Here is a 17,594-nt window from a genome sequence, read left to right as displayed (position 1 = left end):
CCCGTCGAACGTATGATGCGCGACGCCAAGATCACCCAGATCTACGAAGGCACCAACCAGATCCAGCGCATCGTCATGGCCCGCAACCTCCCGTAGGCACGGCACGGCACGGCACGGAGAAGGGCGCCCCCTCACCGCGAGGGGGCGCCCTTCCCGTACGTCCGGCCGGATCAGCGGTTCGACTCGACCGTGACCTTCTCGTCGTTCCTGATCTGCTCCACCAGCTGCTTCACCTTCGGCATGTCCCACTTCAGGGATCCCTGCGGCGCGGAGCCCGCGATCGGCATGTTCATGGACCTGCCGTCGCCGCCGCTGATGCCCTTCATCGCGAAGAACATCCTGCCGAGGTCGTACAGCGACATGTCCTTGTCCACGATCAGCGTGTCCAGACCGGCGCCCAGCGTCGGGTACAGCGCGAACGGGTTGAGGATCGTGCCCGGCGTCGCCGCCTGGTCGGCCAGGGCGGAGAGGAACTTCTGCTGGTTCTTCGTCCGCGCCAGGTCCGACTCGGCGAACGCGTACCGGGTGCGGACGAAGGCCAGGGCCTGCTCGCCGTTGAGGGTCTGCGTGCCGGCCTGGAAGTCGGCGCCGGACTTCTTGTCCTTGAAGCCCTTCTCGATGTTCAGCTCCACGCCGCCGAGCGCGTCCACGATGTTCGCGAAGCCGGCGAAGCCGATCTCCGCGTAGTGGTCGATGCGCAGCCCGGTGTTGTACTCCACGGTCCGCACGAGCAGCTCGGGGCCGTCCATCGCGTAGGCCGCGTTCAGCTTGGAGCCGCCGCGGGCCCCGTACTGCTTGCCCGACTCGGAGCCGACGAACGACGGGATCGTCACCCAGGAGTCGCGCGGCAGCGAGACCATCGTGTTCCCGCCGGAGCAGGCCGCGAGGATCATCATCGAGTCGGTCCGCTTGCCCTCGGCGGAGCCGGTGTGGAGCTTCTTCTTCTCCTCGGCCGACATGCCCTCGCGGCTGTCGGAGCCGACGATCAGGTACGTGGTGCAGTCGCCCTCGGACGGGCGCTCGATGACCTTGGAGAGGTCCACCTCGTTGCGCATCCGGGAGCTCGCCCAGGCGTACGTGCCGATGCCCCAGACGAGGACGCCGACGACGAGGACGACCGAGCCGACCTTGATCCGCCTGCGCCAGTCCGGGGCGGGACCGGTGCCGGAGCCGCCGGGGCTCCGGGGGGTGTACTGCGGGGGGATGCCGCCCCGGCCGCCGCCCTGGTCGCCTCCGCCTCCGCCGTAGACCTGACCCGTGTTGTAACCGGAGTCGTAGCCGGCGCCCTGCGCCTGCGTGAAGTCCGGGTGGTGGCCCCGGTCGTAACGGGGCGGCTGCTGCGGGACCTGCGGGCGCTGCACGTGGCTCATCCTGCGGGGACCCTCGGGCTGGGGGTTCGCGGGGCCGCGGCCGTATCCGCCGTCATCGGGCCAGTCATTCATGCGGACCAGTGTGCCGGTCGGGGGTTTCCGGGCGACAGACCGGGTGGAGGATCGGGGCGGTGCTGTTGCCAAGCTGATGCAAAGCGGACCGAACGGGGGCGCCGCCCAGGTCCGGCATAAGGTGGAGGGCATGACAGATCAGGGCGACATCCCGGGCAAGCCCACCTCGGCCTCCCGCACCACCCTCAGCCACATCATGACCAGTCACGACACCAACCTCCTCGGCACGGTGCACGGCGGCGTGATCATGAAGCTGGTGGACGACGCGGCGGGCGCCGTCGCGGGCCGGCACTCGGGCGGCCCGGCCGTGACCGCCTCCATGGACGAGATGGTCTTCCTGGAGCCGGTCAGGGTCGGCGACCTGGTGCACGTGAAGGCCCAGGTCAACTGGACGGGCCGGTCCTCCATGGAGGTCGGCGTCCGGGTCATGGCCGAGCGCTGGAACGAGTCCACGCCCGCCACCCAGGTCGGCTCCGCCTATCTGGTCTTCGCGGCCGTCGACGCCGAGGGCAAGCCCCGCCCCGTCCCGCAGGTCGTCCCGGAGACCGAGAAGGACAGGCGGCGCAACCAGGAGGCCCAGATCCGCCGCACCCACCGCCTGGCCCGCCGCCAGGCGATCAAGGAGCTCCGGGAGCGGCGCGTGGCGGAGGGGTACGAGGACTGAGGGGTACGGGCCCGGGGCCCGGCCGCGGGAAGGCCGCCCGGTCCCGGCGCCCCGGGCGTGCGTCCCCGTCCCGGCGCCCCCGGCGCCCGCCCCGGTCCACGGTTACGGGCACACCACCTGGTCCCCCGTCACCGCCTCGAACGGCTCCTCCGGGTCCTCCGTCCGCACCGCCCGCACCCCCCGGTAGTCCGCGCCCACGACCACCCGCAGCGTCCCGCCCCTGCCCGTCACCGCTTCGAGGCGCGCCCCCGGCAGGGCCGCCGCCAGGGACTTCGCCGAGCGGTCCCAGCGCGGGTCGTACTCCACGACCGTGTGCTCCCGCTCCGCCCCCGGCGCCGTCCTCGGGGTCCGGGTGGTGGCGAAGCCGGTCCCGCGCAGCGCGTCGTCGACCTTCCGGCCGAGGCCGTCCGTCCGGGTCCCGTTGTAGACCTGCACCCGGACCGTGTCCGGCGCCACGTCCACCACGACGTCCTTCGGCGCCTTCGCCGAGGCCGCCGGCGCCGCCGCCTTCCGCGGGGCGATCGGCCGGTCCTCGCGCAGCGCCTGGAAGAGCTGCTGCGCCTCGGCCGCGTCCCACTTCACCGTCGAGCCGATGCCCTTCACCGGGAAGCTCATGTCCCCGACCGGCACGGACACGAACTCCGACGACGCGGGCGTGAAGCCGCGCATCGCCTTGGAGAGCGACAGCATCTGGTCCGTCCCGAAGCCCTCGTCGGCCCGTACGGAACTCAGCATGCTCGTGGCCACCGCCCGGAACCGCACCGGGTTGAACAGCACCCCGCCGGTCGTCACCCGTTCCACGAGCGCCGCCAGGAACTTCTGCTGCCGCTGCATCCGCCCGATGTCGGCGGCCCCGTCGATGTGCCGGGAGCGCACGTACTGGAGGGCCTGTCCGCCGTCCAGCTCGTGGGTGCCGGGGGCCAGGTCGAGCCCGGTGTACGCGTCCTTCAGCCGCTTCGGCGTGCAGATCCGCACCCCGCCGACCGCGTCCACGGTCCGCATGAAGCTGGTGAAGTCGACCTCCAGGTAGTGGTCGATCTTGACGCCGGTCATCGACTCGACGGTCCGCACGGTCAGCGCGGGCCCGCCCTCCGCGTAGGCCGCGTTCAGCTTCACCGGGTGCGCGTGGTGCCGCTCGCCACTGGTGAGGTCGGTGTGCTCGGGCATCTCGGCGTACGAGTCGCGGGGCAGGCTCACCACGCTCGCCCGGTCCCGGCCCTGCGAGATGTGCACCAGCATCACCGTGTCGGTGCAGTTGCAGGGCGTGCCGCCGAGCCGGTACTTCGCCCGCTCCTCCGGGCCGATCCGGTCCCGGCCGTCCGTGCCGACGACCAGGACGTTCGTCCCGTGCCCGGCCTGCGGCCGGTTCTTCATGTCCTTGAAGGGGTCGACCCGGGTCAGCCCGGTGTCCAGGCCGGTCATCAGGGCGTGCCCCACCCCGCCCGCCGCGAGGACCGTCACGGAGAGCGCCGTCGCCATCCGCGCCCCCCACCGGGACCGCCGCCGCGGCCGGCGCGCCGGTGCGCGGCGGGCGGCGGGCCGGGGACGGGGCGTGCGGGGCGGTGTGGGCACGGACGGACACCTCCGCGGGTGGGACAAGGGGGCCGTGAGCACCGTAGGCCCATACGATCAGCGCAAGGGAGCGCCACCCGTGCGGCGCGCACCCGTGTCCCCCGTTCGCGGTAACGTGGCGGGCGAAAACACCGTCTCCGTCTCGCGGGGGACGCCTCTCCCGCACCGCCGAGGAACCATGCTGCCCCCCGTCTCCGTGATCATGCCGGTCCTCAACGAGGAGCGGCACCTGCGCAACTCCGTCCGTCACATCCTGGAGCAGGAGTACGAAGGCGAGATGGAGGTGGTGATCGCGCTCGGCCCGTCCACGGACCGCACCGACGAGATCGCCGCCGAACTCGTCCGGGAAGACCCCCGCGTCACGACCGTGCCGAACCCCACCGGCCGCACGCCCGCCGCCCTCAACGCGGCGATCAAGGCCTCCCGCCACCCGGTCGTGGTGCGCGTCGACGGCCACGGCATGCTCTCCCCGAACTACATCGCCACCGCCGTACGGCTCCTGGAGGAGACCGGCGCGCAGAACGTCGGCGGCATCATGCACGCCGAGGGCGAGAACGCCTGGGAGGACGCGGTCGCCGCCGCGATGACCTCGAAGATCGGCGTCGGCAACGCCGCCTTCCACACGGGCGGCGAGGCGGGCCCCGCCGAGACCGTGTACCTGGGCGTCTTCCGGCGCGAGGCCCTGGAGCGACAGGGCGGCTACAACGTGGAGTTCGTCCGCGCCCAGGACTGGGAGCTGAACTTCCGGATCCGCGAGGCGGGCGGCCTGATCTGGTTCTCGCCGGAGCTGCGCGTCCAGTACCGCCCCCGGCCCTCGGTGAAGGCCCTCGCCAAGCAGTACAAGGACTACGGGCGTTGGCGCCACGTGGTGGCCCGCTACCACCAGGGCTCCATCAACCTGCGCTACCTGGCCCCGCCGGCCGCCGTCTGCGCCATCGCCGCCGGCGTGGTCGTGGGCGCCCTCGTCACCCCGCTCGGCTTCGTGGTCCCGGCCGGCTACCTCGCCGCGATCACCGCCGGCTCGGTCCCGGCCGGCAAGGGCCTCCCCCTCAAGGCCCGGCTCCGGATCCCGGTGGCCCTCGCCACCATGCACATGTCCTGGGGCTACGGCTTCCTCACCAGCCCCCGCTCCCTCGCGAAGAAGGTCGTCGCGAGCCGCCGCCCGGCGGTGACGGCGGGGGAGACGGAGACGGTCTGACGACCGCGTCCGCACCCGCACACGGCGACGGCCGGACCCCGGAGAAGGGTCCGGCCGTCGCCGTGTGCGCGGGGGAGGGGGAGCGGATCAGCTCTTCCCGTCCCACTTGTAGACGGAGTAGACGTCCATGCAGGTCGCCTTGTCGTCGGCGCCCTCGGGCAGGTCGCCCGCGGTGTGCGTGGGCCGCTTGTAGACCGAGCCCTCGCGCCAGTCGGCACCGACGATGAGCTTGATGCCCTCGGCCTTGGCGTCGATCCGGATCGCGGAGTCGGGCAGTCCGAGCGCCTTGGCCACCGACTGGGCGTTCGCCTTGCCCCGGTCGCCGTCGCCCTTGGGGTAGACGACCACGGTGTCCTTGCGGGGGCCGCCCTCCGGGGAGGACTCCGCCCGGGTGAAGCCCTTGCCCCGGAGGATCTCGGCCAGCGAGCCGGCGCGGCCCTGGACGGCCTGCTCGCCGCCGCCGTCGGTGCCGTTGACGATCGTCACGCCGAAGGAGCCGGGGGCGTCGGCGGGCGTCGTCGGCTTCGCGGAGGCCGTCGGCTTCGGCTTGGCGCCGGCCTTGTCGCCGTTCTTGTCGAAGGCGACGTCGTCGCGGAGCATCGTCCACATCTTCTCGGCGGACGCCGGGACCATCTCCAGCCAGGCGTTGGGGTTCGCGGGGTAGGGCTTCGTCGGGATCGTCGCCGTCGTCAGCCGGTCGAGCTTGACGTTCTTGAGCTGCATCGACAGGTCGAAGAGCCTCTTCACGCTCTTGATCTCGTCGGAGACCTGGAGGGCCCGCGTGGCGGTGTCGGCCAGACCCATCAGACGGCCGGTGTCGCTCCAGGCGTTCTGGCTCTGGAGCTTCTTCATCATGCCGTTCATGTACATGTGCTGGGCCTTGGCGCGGTTCTGGTCGCTGCCGAACGCGTGCCGGGTGCGCAGCCACTGGAGGGCCTGTTCGCCCTGGACCTCGGTGGTGCCCTCCGGCAGCTTCAGCCCGGATCCGCCCTTCACGTTCCGGGTCGACCTGTCCCACACGCCGGTCTTCACGCAGACCGGGACGCCGCCGACCTCGTCGGCCATCGCCACGACACCGGCGAAGTCGACCATCATCCAGTGGTCGATGTAGACCCCGGTGAGGTTCTCCCAGGTGGTGAGGGTGCAGCCGGGGCCACCGCGCTGCAGGCTCTCGTTGATCGGCCGGTTGGTGGTGGCCGGGTAGGTCGTGCCGGCCTCGTCCTTGCACTCGGGGATCGGGACGACCGTGTCGCGGGGGACGGAGACGATCGAGGCGTTCTCACGGTCCGCCGAGATGTGCAGCAGCATCTGCACGTCGGCCAGGGGCTTGCGGTCCCGGTCGTTCTTGCCGCCGCCCAGGGCGATGTTCTTGTCGTCCGCCCGGCTGTCCGAGCCGATCATGAGGATGTTCAGCGGGGTGTCGCCCAGCGCGTTCGGCGCGGCCTTCTTGACGCCGCTGTTGCCGCCCGCGCGGCTGCCGCCGCGGATGTTGCCGTTGAGGTGCTCGTAGTACAGGTATCCGGCGCCGGCCGTCCCGAGTATCAGCACGGCCAGGGTGATCGCCACCCAGCGCAGCGCCTTCCGCTTGCCGGCCTTCCTGTCGGCGCCCTTCCGGCCGGCGCTTTTCCGGCCGTCACCTTTCTTGTCGGCGCCCTTCTTGGGGAGCCGCCGCGAGCCGCCGCCGCCGCGGCGGCCGCTACGCGCGTCACCGCCCGCCGCTCCACGCCGCCGCTCCGCGCGGGTCGACCCGTCGGGGGACCCGGTCTCCCGGGGGGCGTCGGCCGCGGCGCCGGTCGCCTCGCCGGCCCCGTGCGGGTCGTCGTCCCAGCCCATTTCACGGGCGCGCGGGACGTCTCCCCGCGTTCCCTCCCCGCGCACGCTGCTCTGTCCCACCCCAGGTCCCCTCATGGATCAGGAGTGCGCCGGGACCCGGTGTTTCCGGGTCACTTGGCGCACACCTGCTTGTCGGCTTCTACCTTCTCGACGTCCGGCGCCTTTGCCGGGCCGTTGACGGGCACCCCCGCGCCCTTGAAGTCGGCGCCGAGGACGAGCGTCATGGGCTCGCGTTCCCCGGCGTCCTGAGTGCCCGGCCGGAGAGCCGTGGCGGGCAGACCCATCAGGTCCGCGAGTTCGCGGGCCTGGTCCGCCTGGTTCGGTGCGTAGGTGAGCGTGGTCTTCGCCACCTTCTCGGGCGCGTTGCTCCTGTTGCTCGCGCGGAGCACGCCCTGTTCGTTCTGCAGCCAGAGCAGGGTCGACTGGGCCGCCCCCTGGATGCCGCTGCCGTTGTAGACGTCGACGCGCACGTCGGCGGCCCGGGCCCGCGTGCCCTGGAGGAGTTTCGCCTGGGCCTGCGCCTGGGCGTTCTTGGCGTCCTGCTGCTTCTTCTTCACCTCGGTGAAGGAGACGTCGTTCTGGATCATGCCGAACACCTGGGGGGCCTTGACGGGGTCGAGGACCACCGTCGCCCTCCTGTTCGGCGGCTCGTCCGGGTTGTCGCGCACCGGGACGGTCATGAAGCTGATGTTCTTCAGGTCGACCTTGCCGATCTCCTTGGCCAGGGAGGTCAGCTTCAGGGCACTCCCTATCCCCTTGTCCACGGTGAGCGCCTCGGTCGCCGCGTTCGCGACCGAGAGCAGCCGCGTCGGGCTGCCCAGGGTGTCCTCCTTGAGCTGGCGCATCATCGACGCGAGGAACTGCTGCTGCATCTTGATGCGGTCCAGGTCGCTCTCGTTGCCGAGGCCGTGGCGGTTGCGCAGGAACGCGAGGGCGTCCTCGCCCTGGATGCGCTGCTCGCCCGCCGGGAGGTCGAGCTTGGAGTAGTCCTTGTCCCGGATGGGCTTGGACAGGCAGACCTCCACGCCGCCGACGGCCGTCGACAGCGTCTTGACGGCGTTGAAGTCCACCATCATGAAGTGGTTGATCCCCACCCCGGTCATGTCCGTGACCGTGCGCATCGTGCAGCCCGGGTCGCGGCCGTTCACGCCGAACGACTCGTTGAACTTGGTCTTCCCGACCGAGGCGGGGACGACCTTCGTCGACCCGTCGGGCTGCTTCGTGGGGCACTCCGGGATCTGGATCTTGAGGTCCCGGGGGATGCTCAGGGCCGTCGCGTTGGTCCGGTCCTCGGAGACGTGGATGAGGAACGTGGTGTCGGCGTGACCGGTGACGTTGGTCTTGTTGCCGTAGCTCTCGTTCCCCTCACCGGTACGGACGTCGTTGCCGATGATCAGGATGTTGAGCGGGCCGTCCATGCCGGGCGCGTCGACCGCCGCGTCACCGACGTCCACCGTGCCGATGTTGCCGTTGAGCTTCTCGTAGATCAGGTACGCGCCGGTGGCGCCGGCCACCAGGACGACGGCCATCGTGCCGCCGGTCCACAGCAGGACCTTCTTCTTGCGGGAGGCGCCCTGCTTGGGCCTGCGGCGGCTCGGGGGCGTCTGGCGGCCGCCCCGGCTCTGCTCGGGGACCCGGCGCCGGCGCTGGCCGGGCACGGGGGCCTCGGCGGCGGCGGCGCTCCGCTCCGGTGCTCCGGTCGCGGTGGTTCTCCCGGAGGTCCCGGTCACGGTGGAGGCGGCGGAACCGCGGGCCGGGGACGGAACCGCCGACTGCCCAGCGGAGCTGTCCAGTCGCAGTTCGTAGTTGCCCGTCTGCGGGTTGAGCACCCACTGGTCGGCGGGGTCGATCTCGTCCGCCCGTCCACGGCTGTGCGCGTCCACGGTTACTCGAGTCCTCCGTCGGTGCCACGCGGGGCGCCTTCCCCACGGGGCGCCGCTCTCTCGGTCGTTCGATCCCTGGTGAGGTGTGACGACCACGTGGTCGGGGTACACCGGATCGGGTCACAGTATCCGCCCAGTTCAGCGTGGGGCGACGTCCGTGACAAATTCCACGGCCCTTACAACCGGGCAATCTGCCCAAACCTCATCCCTCCCGGCACTTCCCTTGGTTCGCCCTTTACCCACCCTCCCCGCGAACCCCTTCGTGCCCCTCCGGTCAGGAGCACACCCCTTCCGCGGCGCTCCGTCCGGTGAACGTCGGCGTGGGCGCCGGGCTCGCCGGAGCCTCCGTGCCGCCGGACTCGCGGCCCTCGTCCCTCTCCCCGGGCTTCACCACCACGGGCTCGTCCTCCCGCAGTTGCCTGAAGAGCTGACTCGCGGCGGGCTGCACCAGTTCGTCCCGGTTCGCGTTGTACGTGTACGGGCGGCGGGGGACCGTGAGGAACTGCACCCGCTCGGTCGGGATCGCCCGCATCGAGCGCGCCAGGTCGTACAGGTCCCGCAGCGAGTCGAGCCCCGCGTCGGTCGTGATCGACTTCGTGGCCGCGTCCAGGACCGGATAGAGCTTGGACGGGTTCAGCAGGACCCCGTTGCTCTGCACCTTGTTGACGAGGGCGCCGAGGAACTGCTGCTGGCGGTCCATGCGTTCGGTGTCGCTGCCGTTGCCGAGCGACTTCCGGGCGCGTACGAAACCGAGGGCCTGCTCCCCGTGGAGCGTCTGGCGCCCCGCCGGCAGCTTCAGGTGCGCGTCGGCGTCGTCCACGGGCTCCTTGAGGCAGACCTCCACCCCGTTCACGGCGTCCACCATCTTCTTGAAGCCCTGGAAGTCGATCACCATGTGGTGGTCCACCCGCGCCCCGGTCAGCTTCTCGACGGTACGGATCGTGCACGCCGTACCGCCGACCTCGAAGGCCAGGTTGAACTGCGCGAACTGCTCCCGGGTGCGGGACCCGTCGGGCTCGCGGCAGCTCGGGACCGTCACCATCAGGTCGCGGGGCAGGGAGACGGCGGTCGCGCTCCGCTTCCCCGCCGCGAGGTGCAGCAGGATCACCGTGTCGGAGCGCTGGGTGCCCCTGTCCCTGCCGTACCGCTCGTTCCCCTCGCCGGACCGGGTGTCCGAGCCGATGAGCAGGACGTTCCGGGCGGCCGAGGAGTTGGCGGGCGGACGCTCCTTCTCGTACCTGCGCAGCTCGTCGGCGGCGGTGGTGTCCGTGGTGATGTTGCCGTCGAGCTTGCGGTAGAACCACCAGCCCGCCCCGGCCGCGCCGAGGACGACGACCGAGACGCCGAGCGCCGTCCAGCGCAGCCAGTGACGGCGGGGCTTGCCGGGGCCGCCGGCCGCCGGCTCCTCCGGGGCGCCGGCCGCCGCGTCCTCCGCCCCCGGCTCCCCGGCCTCCCCGTCCTCGGGCGCCGGGGGGTCCGGTTCGGCGGGCGTGCCTGCGCGGTCCGTCACTTCTGCGTCCGTCCTTCGTGGCGTCGGCGGCGCGCCGGACGGCCGCCGGCCGTGGAAGGGGCCGGCCGGGTCCGACGCGTGGTGGTGCGGAAGGAGACGACTCCCCCCGGCCGATCATCCACCGGACCGGGCGCGCGAACCCGGGGACCCGGCCCGTCGCTGGGCCGAACGGGTGAGGTTCGGCGGGTGCCGCGGCGCGGCCGGGTTCAGGAGGCGGTGTCCGTCACCCGCTCGCTCTCCACCCGCTTCTCGAACGCCTCCGGCGCGAGCCGGTCCAGGTTCCGGCACAGCACCACCGAACCGCCGGCGGCGAGCGGCGCGTACAGACCGGTCGAGACGCCGGTCCAGTCCCCGTAACCGAGCCCGGAGAGCAGCCGCGAGCCGGGGGCGAGGCCGAGCGCCGCCGCGTCCACGCGGGCCTGCTCGACGAGCTGGACACCGCTGCGCTCCGTACCGCCGACGACCAGGGCGGGAGCGTCCGGATCGACCGGTACGAACGGGGCGAACCGGTCGCCCTGGCTCGGCACTTCCACCGCGTAGTCCGCGTAACCGGCGGGCGCGGCGGGGAACCGGCGGCCCAGCGGCGCCAGGGAGAGCGCGATCCGCTCCCCGGAACAGGCGAGGCCCGCTTCGAGGGTCTCCGGGCCCGCGACCACGACGTCCGCGCCGGCCGGATCGCCGCCGAGTTCGACGGTCACGCCCACCGAGGAGCAGGCGAGCAGCCAGACGGCGGTCTGCCAGTGCGCGGGCAGCAGCAGCGCGACCCGGTCGCCGGGCCCGGCGGACAGTTCGCCCTGGATCAGGTTCGCCGTCTTGGCCACCCAATTGGCGAAGGTGGCGACGGACAATTCCACCCGTTCACCGGTGGCGTCGTCGTAGAAGGTGACCAAGGGGCGGGCGGGGTCCGCGGCGAGCGCGGATCGCAGCAGGTCGGCGGGGGTGCGGTCGCTGGCGTTCACGCCGGACAGCGTACGCGGGAGGGCCCGCCGGGGTCCGCCGTACCGGTGACGCCGTCCACCGGTCGGACCGATCGGCCGCCGCTTTCCGGGCGGTGTCCCGCCGCGCGGAACGGCCCGGCGGTACGCACGATCGGCCCATGCGTGCCTCACTCGCCTCCTCGATCGCCGTCACCTGCGCGGCGGTACTCGCCCTGCCGGTCTCCCCCGCCGCGTCCGCGGCGGCCGAGGTGCTCGCGCAGCCACCGGCGGCCTCCGCGCTGCCCCCCGCGCCCGACCTGTCGGGCTCCACCCAGTCCCTGCCGCTCGGCCCGCTGGGCCCCTCCTCACGGGCCGGCGGCCCGGGGGAGCAGGGGCTCACCCGACGCGACGTCAAGCCCTTCTCGCTCGTGGGCGTGGTCTGGGACGACCCCAGGGCCCCGCTGCACGGCACCGTGCAGGTCCGCACCCGGGCCACCGGCACGGACACCTGGTCGGAGTGGCAGGACGTGGAGACCCACAACGACGAACACGGCGCCGACCCTGACACGGCGGAGGGCACCTCCCGGGCGCTCCGCGGCTCCACGGCCCCGCTGTGGGTGGGCGACTCGGACGGCGTCGAGATCCGCGTACGGGCGGAGGCCGGCGAGACGGGCGGCGCGGCGCCGCTCCCGGCCGGTCTGCGCCTGGAACTCGTGGACCCGGGAGAGGACCCGGACACGACGAGGGACACCGAACCGGTCCTGGAGACGGAGCCGGGGCCGGAGCCGGGTACGGAGGTCGAACAGGTCGCGGACACCGGGCCGTACGCCGGGGAGCCGGCTGAGCCGGAGACGGAGCCTGAGCCTGAGCCGGAAGCCGAGCCGGTGTCGAGGGCGACCCTGCCGCAGACCCGCGCCGGCGTGGCTCCGGCTGCCGTGGCTCCCCAGGCCACGACGCCTCCGATCCCGAGCCTGCCCCCGTTCCCGACCCCGGCCGCGATCCCGACCCCGGCCGCGACGGTCGCGGGGAGCACGCAGGCCACCCCGCCCCCGGCTCCGGCCCCGACCGCCCCGGCCCCCCTGTCCCTCTCCGGGCTCCTCGCGGGCCTGGGCGCGATCGACTCCCGGCTCACCCCGTACCTCGCGCCCTGGCTCCCGCTCCTGCCGAAGGAGGCGGCCGAGGCCGTGGCCCCGTTCCTGCCCCGTACCCCGGCGTCCGGGTCCGAGTCACAGGATCCGGCCCAGGATCCGGCCCAGGACCAGGCCAAGGACCCGGCCCAGGAGACGGACCAGATCCAGGACCAGGCCCAGGACCTGGCGCAGACGCCGGCCGTGGCCGCGGCGGCGCCGTTCGTCGGTCCCCGCCCCGCGATCGTCACCCGCAAGGGCTGGGGCGCGGACGAGTCGATCCGCGAGAAGACCTTCGTCTACACGAACACGATCAAGGCGGCCTTCGTCCACCACAGCGCCACCGGCAACAACTACACCTGCGCCCAGGCGCCCTCGGTCCTGCGCAGCATCTACCGCTACCACGTGCTCAGCAGCGGGTGGCGTGACTTCGGCTACAACTTCGCCGTCGACAAGTGCGGGAACATCTACGAGGGCCGGGCGGGCGGCGTGGACAGGCCGGTGCTCGGCGCGCACACCCTCGGGTTCAACACCAGCACCATGGGCATCGCCGTCCTCGGCACCTTCAGCAAGTCCGCCCCGCCTGCCGCCTCCGTGACCGCCGTCGCCCGCCTGACGGCCTGGAAGCTCGGCCTCCACGGCATCAACCCGGTGGGAACGGTGACCCTGACCTCGGGCGGCGGGAACCTGTACGCGAAGGGCACCAAGGTCAAGTTCCACGCCATCGCCGGACACCGTGACGGATTCGCCACGGACTGTCCCGGATCGCTTCTGTACGGCAAGCTCGGCACGGCCCGGACGAGCGCGGCGTCGTACCAGGGGAGGTAGCGGGGGCCCGCGGGGTCGGCCGTCTGCTTAAACTGACCGGTCATATCGCAGGGACGACCGAGACGGGCGTGCCGGCCGGCGCCGAACAGGAAGCAGAGACGACAAGGTGACAGAAGCGATCCTCCTGGTCGGTGGCAAGGGGACACGGCTGCGGCCCCTCACGGTCAACACGCCCAAGCCCATGGTCCCGGCGGCGGGCGTCCCCTTCCTGACGCACCAGCTGGCCCGCGCCCGCGCCGCAGGCGTCGAGCACATCGTGCTCGCCACCTCCTACCTGGCCGAGGTCTTCGAGCCGCACTTCGGTGACGGCTCCGACCTCGGCCTGAGTCTGGAGTACGTCACCGAGGAGGAGCCGCTGGGCACCGGCGGCGCGATACGCAACGTGGCCTCGCGCCTGCACTCGGGCCCCGACGACCCGGTCCTCATCTTCAACGGGGACATCCTCACGGGCCTGGACATCCAGGCCCTCGTCGACACCCACTCCTCCTCCGGCGCGGACGTCTCGCTCCACCTCACCCGGGTCGACGACCCGCGCGCGTTCGGCCTCGTCCCCACGGACCCCACCGGCCGCGTCACGGCCTTCCTGGAGAAGCCGCAGACGCCCGAGGAGATCGTCACCGACCAGATCAACGCGGGCGCGTACGTCTTCCGGCGCTCGGTCATCGACACCATCCCCACCGGGCGGCCGGTCTCGGTGGAGCGGGAGACCTTCCCGGAGCTGCTGGCCTCCGGCGCCCACCTCCAGGGCATGGTCGACTCCACGTACTGGCTGGACCTCGGCACCCCGCAGGCCTTCGTGCGCGGCTCCGCCGACCTGGTCCTCGGCCGCGCGCCCTCCCCGGCGGTCCCGGGCCGCTGCGGCGACCGCCTGGTGCTGCCGTCGGCGCGCGTCGCCCCGGACGCCAAGCTGACCGGCGGCACGGTCGTCGGCGCGGGCGCGGTGATCGGCGAGGGCGCCCGCGTCACGGGCTCCACGCTCCTCGCGGGCGCGGTCGTCGAAGCGGGCGCGGTGATCACCGACTCCCTGATCGGCGCGGGCGCCCGCATAGGCGCGCGTACGGTCCTGAGCGGGGCGGTCATCGGCGACGGCGCCCGGGTCGGCGCCGACAACGAACTCCGCGACGGCGTCCGCGTCTGGTGCGACGCCACCCTCCCGGCGGGCGCGGTGCGCTTCTCGTCGGACCAGTAGTCCGGACCAGTGGTCCGGACCAGTGGTTCGAGTCGGTAGTCGGGCCGGTAGCCGGACCAGCGGTCGGACCGGCGGGGGGCGGTCGGGGGAGCGACGGGGGCCGGCCGGCCCCCGTCCACCGGACCGCTTCCGTTCGGGACACCGTTACGCTCGCCCCATGGCCGGCCGCTTCCCCCAGAACCCCACCGCACCCGCACGGGCGACCGCACGGGTGACCGGCCACGTCCCCGCGCCCCGCACCCGCTCCCTCCCCCTCCGCCCGGGAACGGACCTCGCCCTCACCCTCGGCCCCCTCCGCCGGGGCCCCGCCGATCCCACCTACCGGGCGGCCCGGGACGGTTCGTTCTGGCGGGCCAGCCGGACCCCCGAGGGCCCGGGGACCCTCCGGGTCACCGCCCGGAACGACGTCGCGGAGGCCCGGGCGTGGGGCGAGGGCGCCGCCTGGCTCCTGGACCGCCTCCCGGCGCTCCTCGGCGCCGAGGACGACCCGGCCGCCTTCGCGCCCCGCCACAAGCTGCTCGCCGCGGTCCACCGCCGCCGCCCCGGCCTGCGCCTCCTGCGCACCGGCCTGGTCCTGGAGTCGCTGATCCCGTCGGTCCTGGAGCAGAAGGTCACGACGGACGAGGCGTACCGGGCCTGGCGGCTCCTGGTGCGGAAGTACGGGGAGCCCGCGCCGGGCCCGGCCCCCGACGGCATGCACGTCATGCCGGACGCGCGCGCGTGGAGCCTGATCCCGTCCTGGGAGTGGCACCGCGCGGGCGTGGACGACAAGCGGGCCGCGACGATCCTGCGCGTGTGCCGGGTGGCCCGCCGCATGGAGGAGGCCGTGGACATGGAGCCGGCCGGGGCCAGGAGACGCCTGGAACTGATCCCGGGCGTCGGCCCCTGGACGAGCGCCGAGGTGGTCCAGCGGACCCACGGCGCCCCCGACGAGGTCACCACCGGCGACTACCACCTGCCCGGCATCGTCGGCTGGGCCCTCGCGGGCGACCGCACGGCCGACGACGCGGCCATGCTCGACCTCCTGGCCCCCTACGAGGGCCAGCGCCACCGGGCCGCCCGCCTGATCCTCCTCAGCGGCCGCATCCCGCCCCGCAGGGCGCCCCGCATGACCCCGGGGAACATCGCGGCCCTCTGACCGCCCGCCGACCGCGCGCGGCCCGGCCGGCGGGGTCAGCGCACCTCGACGAACTCCGCGACCGTCCGCGCCGCCCGCTCCCGCGGCGGGGCCGCCGGATGCCCGACCGCCACCGCGCCGAGCGGGTCCCAGTCGTCCGGCAGGTCCAGGACCTCCCGTACGACGTCCCGGCAGAACATCGTCGAGGACACCCACGCCGAGCCGAGCCGTTCGCCCGCGAGGGCCACCAGGAAGTTCTGCACGCCCGCGCCCGCCGCGACCAGGAACATCTCGCGCTCGGCGGTGTCCCGGCGCGGGTCGCCGTAGTGGTGGGAGCCGTCCATGACCAGACACGGCACCGCCAGGTGGGGCGCGTCCCGCAGGACGTCCCCGCGCCGCACCCGCTTCGCGATCGACTCCTCCGACTTCCCGTCCCGGCGCAGGTCCGCGATCCACGCCTCCCGCATCGCGTCGAGCAGCCGCGTCCGCGACTCCGCCGACTCCAGGAGGACGAACCGCCACGGCGTCGTGTGGTGCGGGGCGGGCGCCGTCACGGCGGCGGCGACCGCGCGCCGCACCGCCCCCGGGTCGACCGGTTCGGCCGTGAACTCCCGTACGGTCCGCCGCAGCGTCACCGCCTCCCGTACGGCCTCGGAGGTGCCCAGCCGGAACATGTCGTCGGCGGCGCTCCGCACGAGCGCGCGTGCGCCCGGCTCCCCGTCCCCGCCCACCACGTGCGGCAGGCCCCGGACGACGGCCACCGGAAGCCCGGCCGTCTTGCCCTTCACCAGGTCCCCGGCGGCGGCGAGTTCGTCGGCGGTGGCGACCACGGTCGCGCTCAGCGGATTGCCGTGCGCGTCGGTCCCGCCGCGCAGGTCGTCCAGGACCCGCACCCCGGCCGCCCCGATCGCCACGTCCGTGAGCCCGTTGCGCCAGGGCCGCCCGGAGGTGTCCGTGACGACGACGCCCACGTCCACGCCGAGCGCCCCGCGCAGCCCCTCGCGGATCCGGCGGGCCGAGGCGTCCGGGTCCTCGGGCAGCAGCAGGACCGTCCCGGCGGGGGTGTTGGAGGCGTCGACCCCGGCGGCGGCCATGACGAGCCCCTGCCGGTTCTCCACGATCCGCAGCGTGCCGCGCCGCGCCACCACCCGGACCGTCTCGGCGTCGACGGCCTCCTCGCGGTCGTCGGCGGCGACCACCCGCCCCTCCGCCTTGCTCACGATCTTGGAGGTGACGAGCAGCACGTCCCCGTCGGCCAGACCCGGCGAGACGGAGGCGATCAGCTCGGCCAGGTCGTCCCCGGCCGCCACCTCGGGCAGCCCGGGCAGCGCCCAGACCCGGTACGAGGGGGCGGCGATCACCCCCGTACCTCCTCGGCCAGCGCGAGCGCCTCGCGGGCCATCGCCGCCGTCGCGTCCACGTCCGTCATCATCAGCGGCACCGCCCGGCAGGCGATGCCCGCCGCCTCGACGTCCGCCACCGCGTCCGCGTCCACGGTGTCCACGAGCCAGCCGTCGAGCAGCCCGGAGCCGTAGTGCCGGGCCACCGCCGCCGCCGTGGACTCCACGCCCACCGCCGCGAGGACCTTGTCGGCCATGCCGCGCACGGGCGCGTTCCCGACGATGGGGGAGAGGCCCACGACCGGCGCCCCGGCCGCGGCGACCGCCTCGCGGATCCCGGGCACGGCCAGGACGGTGCCGACGGACACGACCGGGTTGGACGGCGGGAAGAGGATCAGGTCCGCCTCCGCGATCGCCTCCAGGACGCCCGGCGCGGGCTTCGCGGCCTCCGCGCCGACCGGCACGACGGCCTTCGCGTCGACGGAGGCGCGCAGCTTCACCCAGTACTCCTGGAAGTGCACCGCGCGCTGCTCCCCGTCGACCTCGACGGCCACGTGGGTCTCGACGCGGTCGTCGGACATGGGGAGCAGGCGCACGCCCGGCCGCCAGCGGGCGCACAGCGCCTCGGTGACGGCGCTCAGCGGGTAGCCCGCGGCGAGCATCTGGGTGCGGACGATGTGGGTCGCGAAGTCCCGGTCGCCGAGGCCGAACCACTCGGGCCCGACGCCGTACGCCGCGAGCTCCCCCTTGACGGTGAAGGACTCGTCCGCACGGCCCCAGCCCTGCTCCTCGTCGATGCCCCCGCCGAGGGTGTACATCACCGTGTCCAGGTCGGGGCAGACCTTCAGCCCGAAGAGATGGATGTCGTCACCGGTGTTGCCGACGACCGTGATCTCCGCGTCCGGGGCGGCCTGCTTGAGGCCGCGAAGGAAACGGGCACCACCGATGCCGCCGGCCAGAACCACAATGCGCAT

General features: G+C 73.4%; 14 protein-coding genes. 6 read left to right on the top strand and 8 right to left on the bottom strand.

The genetic code is table 11. The annotated features are described in order from the left end of the window. Positions 1 to 96: acyl-CoA dehydrogenase family protein (locus tag ACFY7E_RS31635; RefSeq protein ID WP_365541901.1), on the top strand; the 96-nt coding region annotated here is incomplete at its 5' end. Positions 97 to 170: 74 nt separating this feature from the next. Here ACFY7E_RS31635 and ACFY7E_RS31630 read toward each other — a convergent pair. Next, positions 171 to 1,442, bottom strand: a complete 1,272-nt coding sequence (locus ACFY7E_RS31630; protein ID WP_389491002.1) for an LCP family protein — start codon at positions 1,440 to 1,442, stop codon at positions 171 to 173. A 130-nt stretch (positions 1,443 to 1,572) separates the two neighbouring features. On the opposite strand from ACFY7E_RS31630, the gene ACFY7E_RS31625 reads away from it, so the two are divergent. Then, on the top strand, positions 1,573 to 2,106 hold the full coding sequence (locus ACFY7E_RS31625) for an acyl-CoA thioesterase (protein ID WP_366379306.1): 534 nt from the start codon (positions 1,573 to 1,575) through the stop codon (positions 2,104 to 2,106). A 102-nt stretch (positions 2,107 to 2,208) separates the two neighbouring features. On the opposite strand, the gene ACFY7E_RS31620 is transcribed toward ACFY7E_RS31625, so the two are convergent. Next, entirely contained in the window at positions 2,209 to 3,585 is a 1,377-nt protein-coding gene (locus ACFY7E_RS31620; RefSeq protein WP_389490999.1) for an LCP family protein, read from the bottom strand. Between the two features lie 271 nt (positions 3,586 to 3,856). Here ACFY7E_RS31620 and ACFY7E_RS31615 point away from each other — a divergent pair, with 271 nt between their 5' ends. Further along, positions 3,857 to 4,876 (top strand): glycosyltransferase family 2 protein, encoded by a 1,020-nt coding sequence (locus ACFY7E_RS31615; protein ID WP_389490996.1) that lies wholly within the window; start codon positions 3,857 to 3,859, stop codon positions 4,874 to 4,876. 87 nt (positions 4,877 to 4,963) lie between these two features. Here the strand turns inward: ACFY7E_RS31615 and ACFY7E_RS31610 are convergent, their stop codons facing one another. From ACFY7E_RS31610 to ACFY7E_RS31595, 4 genes are all read right to left on the bottom strand, one after another. Continuing rightward, a complete protein-coding gene (locus ACFY7E_RS31610; protein WP_389490993.1) occupies positions 4,964 to 6,769 on the bottom strand; it encodes an LCP family protein in 1,806 nt (601 codons plus the stop codon). A gap of 50 nt (positions 6,770 to 6,819) precedes the next feature. Continuing rightward, complete coding sequence (locus ACFY7E_RS31605; RefSeq protein ID WP_389490990.1) at positions 6,820 to 8,592, bottom strand: LCP family protein; 1,773 nt, start codon at positions 8,590 to 8,592, stop codon at positions 6,820 to 6,822. Positions 8,593 to 8,866: 274 nt separating this feature from the next. Next, complete coding sequence (locus tag ACFY7E_RS31600) at positions 8,867 to 10,102, bottom strand: LCP family protein (RefSeq protein ID WP_389490987.1); 1,236 nt, start codon at positions 10,100 to 10,102, stop codon at positions 8,867 to 8,869. Positions 10,103 to 10,308: 206 nt separating this feature from the next. Continuing rightward, positions 10,309 to 11,061 (bottom strand): TIGR03089 family protein, encoded by a 753-nt coding sequence (locus ACFY7E_RS31595; protein ID WP_383441743.1) that lies wholly within the window; start codon positions 11,059 to 11,061, stop codon positions 10,309 to 10,311. Between the two features lie 137 nt (positions 11,062 to 11,198). Between ACFY7E_RS31595 and ACFY7E_RS31590 the strand changes: the two genes are divergently transcribed. The 3 genes from ACFY7E_RS31590 (at position 11,199) to ACFY7E_RS31580 (ending at position 15,301) form a co-directional block, all read left to right on the top strand. Then, entirely contained in the window at positions 11,199 to 12,974 is a 1,776-nt protein-coding gene (locus ACFY7E_RS31590; RefSeq protein ID WP_389490984.1) for a peptidoglycan recognition protein, read from the top strand. A 106-nt stretch (positions 12,975 to 13,080) separates the two neighbouring features. Then, entirely contained in the window at positions 13,081 to 14,163 is a 1,083-nt protein-coding gene (locus ACFY7E_RS31585) for a sugar phosphate nucleotidyltransferase (protein WP_389490981.1), read from the top strand. Between the two features lie 157 nt (positions 14,164 to 14,320). Continuing rightward, positions 14,321 to 15,301 (top strand): DNA-3-methyladenine glycosylase family protein, encoded by a 981-nt coding sequence (locus ACFY7E_RS31580; protein ID WP_389490978.1) that lies wholly within the window; start codon positions 14,321 to 14,323, stop codon positions 15,299 to 15,301. Between the two features lie 35 nt (positions 15,302 to 15,336). Here the strand turns inward: ACFY7E_RS31580 and ACFY7E_RS31575 are convergent, their stop codons facing one another. Both ACFY7E_RS31575 and cofD read right to left on the bottom strand, forming a co-directional pair. Further along, complete coding sequence (locus ACFY7E_RS31575) at positions 15,337 to 16,641, bottom strand: coenzyme F420-0:L-glutamate ligase (protein ID WP_389490975.1); 1,305 nt, start codon at positions 16,639 to 16,641, stop codon at positions 15,337 to 15,339. After that, positions 16,638 to 17,594: a 2-phospho-L-lactate transferase gene (gene cofD / locus ACFY7E_RS31570; protein WP_389490972.1), complete on the bottom strand. Its 957-nt coding sequence runs from the start codon at positions 17,592 to 17,594 to the stop codon at positions 16,638 to 16,640. Before cofD ends, ACFY7E_RS31575 begins: the two co-directional genes overlap by 4 nt.

Origin of the sequence: Streptomyces sp. NPDC012825 (assembly GCF_042900925.1) — a bacterium.
Classification (GTDB): Bacteria; Actinomycetota; Actinomycetes; order Streptomycetales; family Streptomycetaceae; genus Streptomyces.
This window is presented reverse-complemented; position numbering and strand designations above follow the sequence as displayed.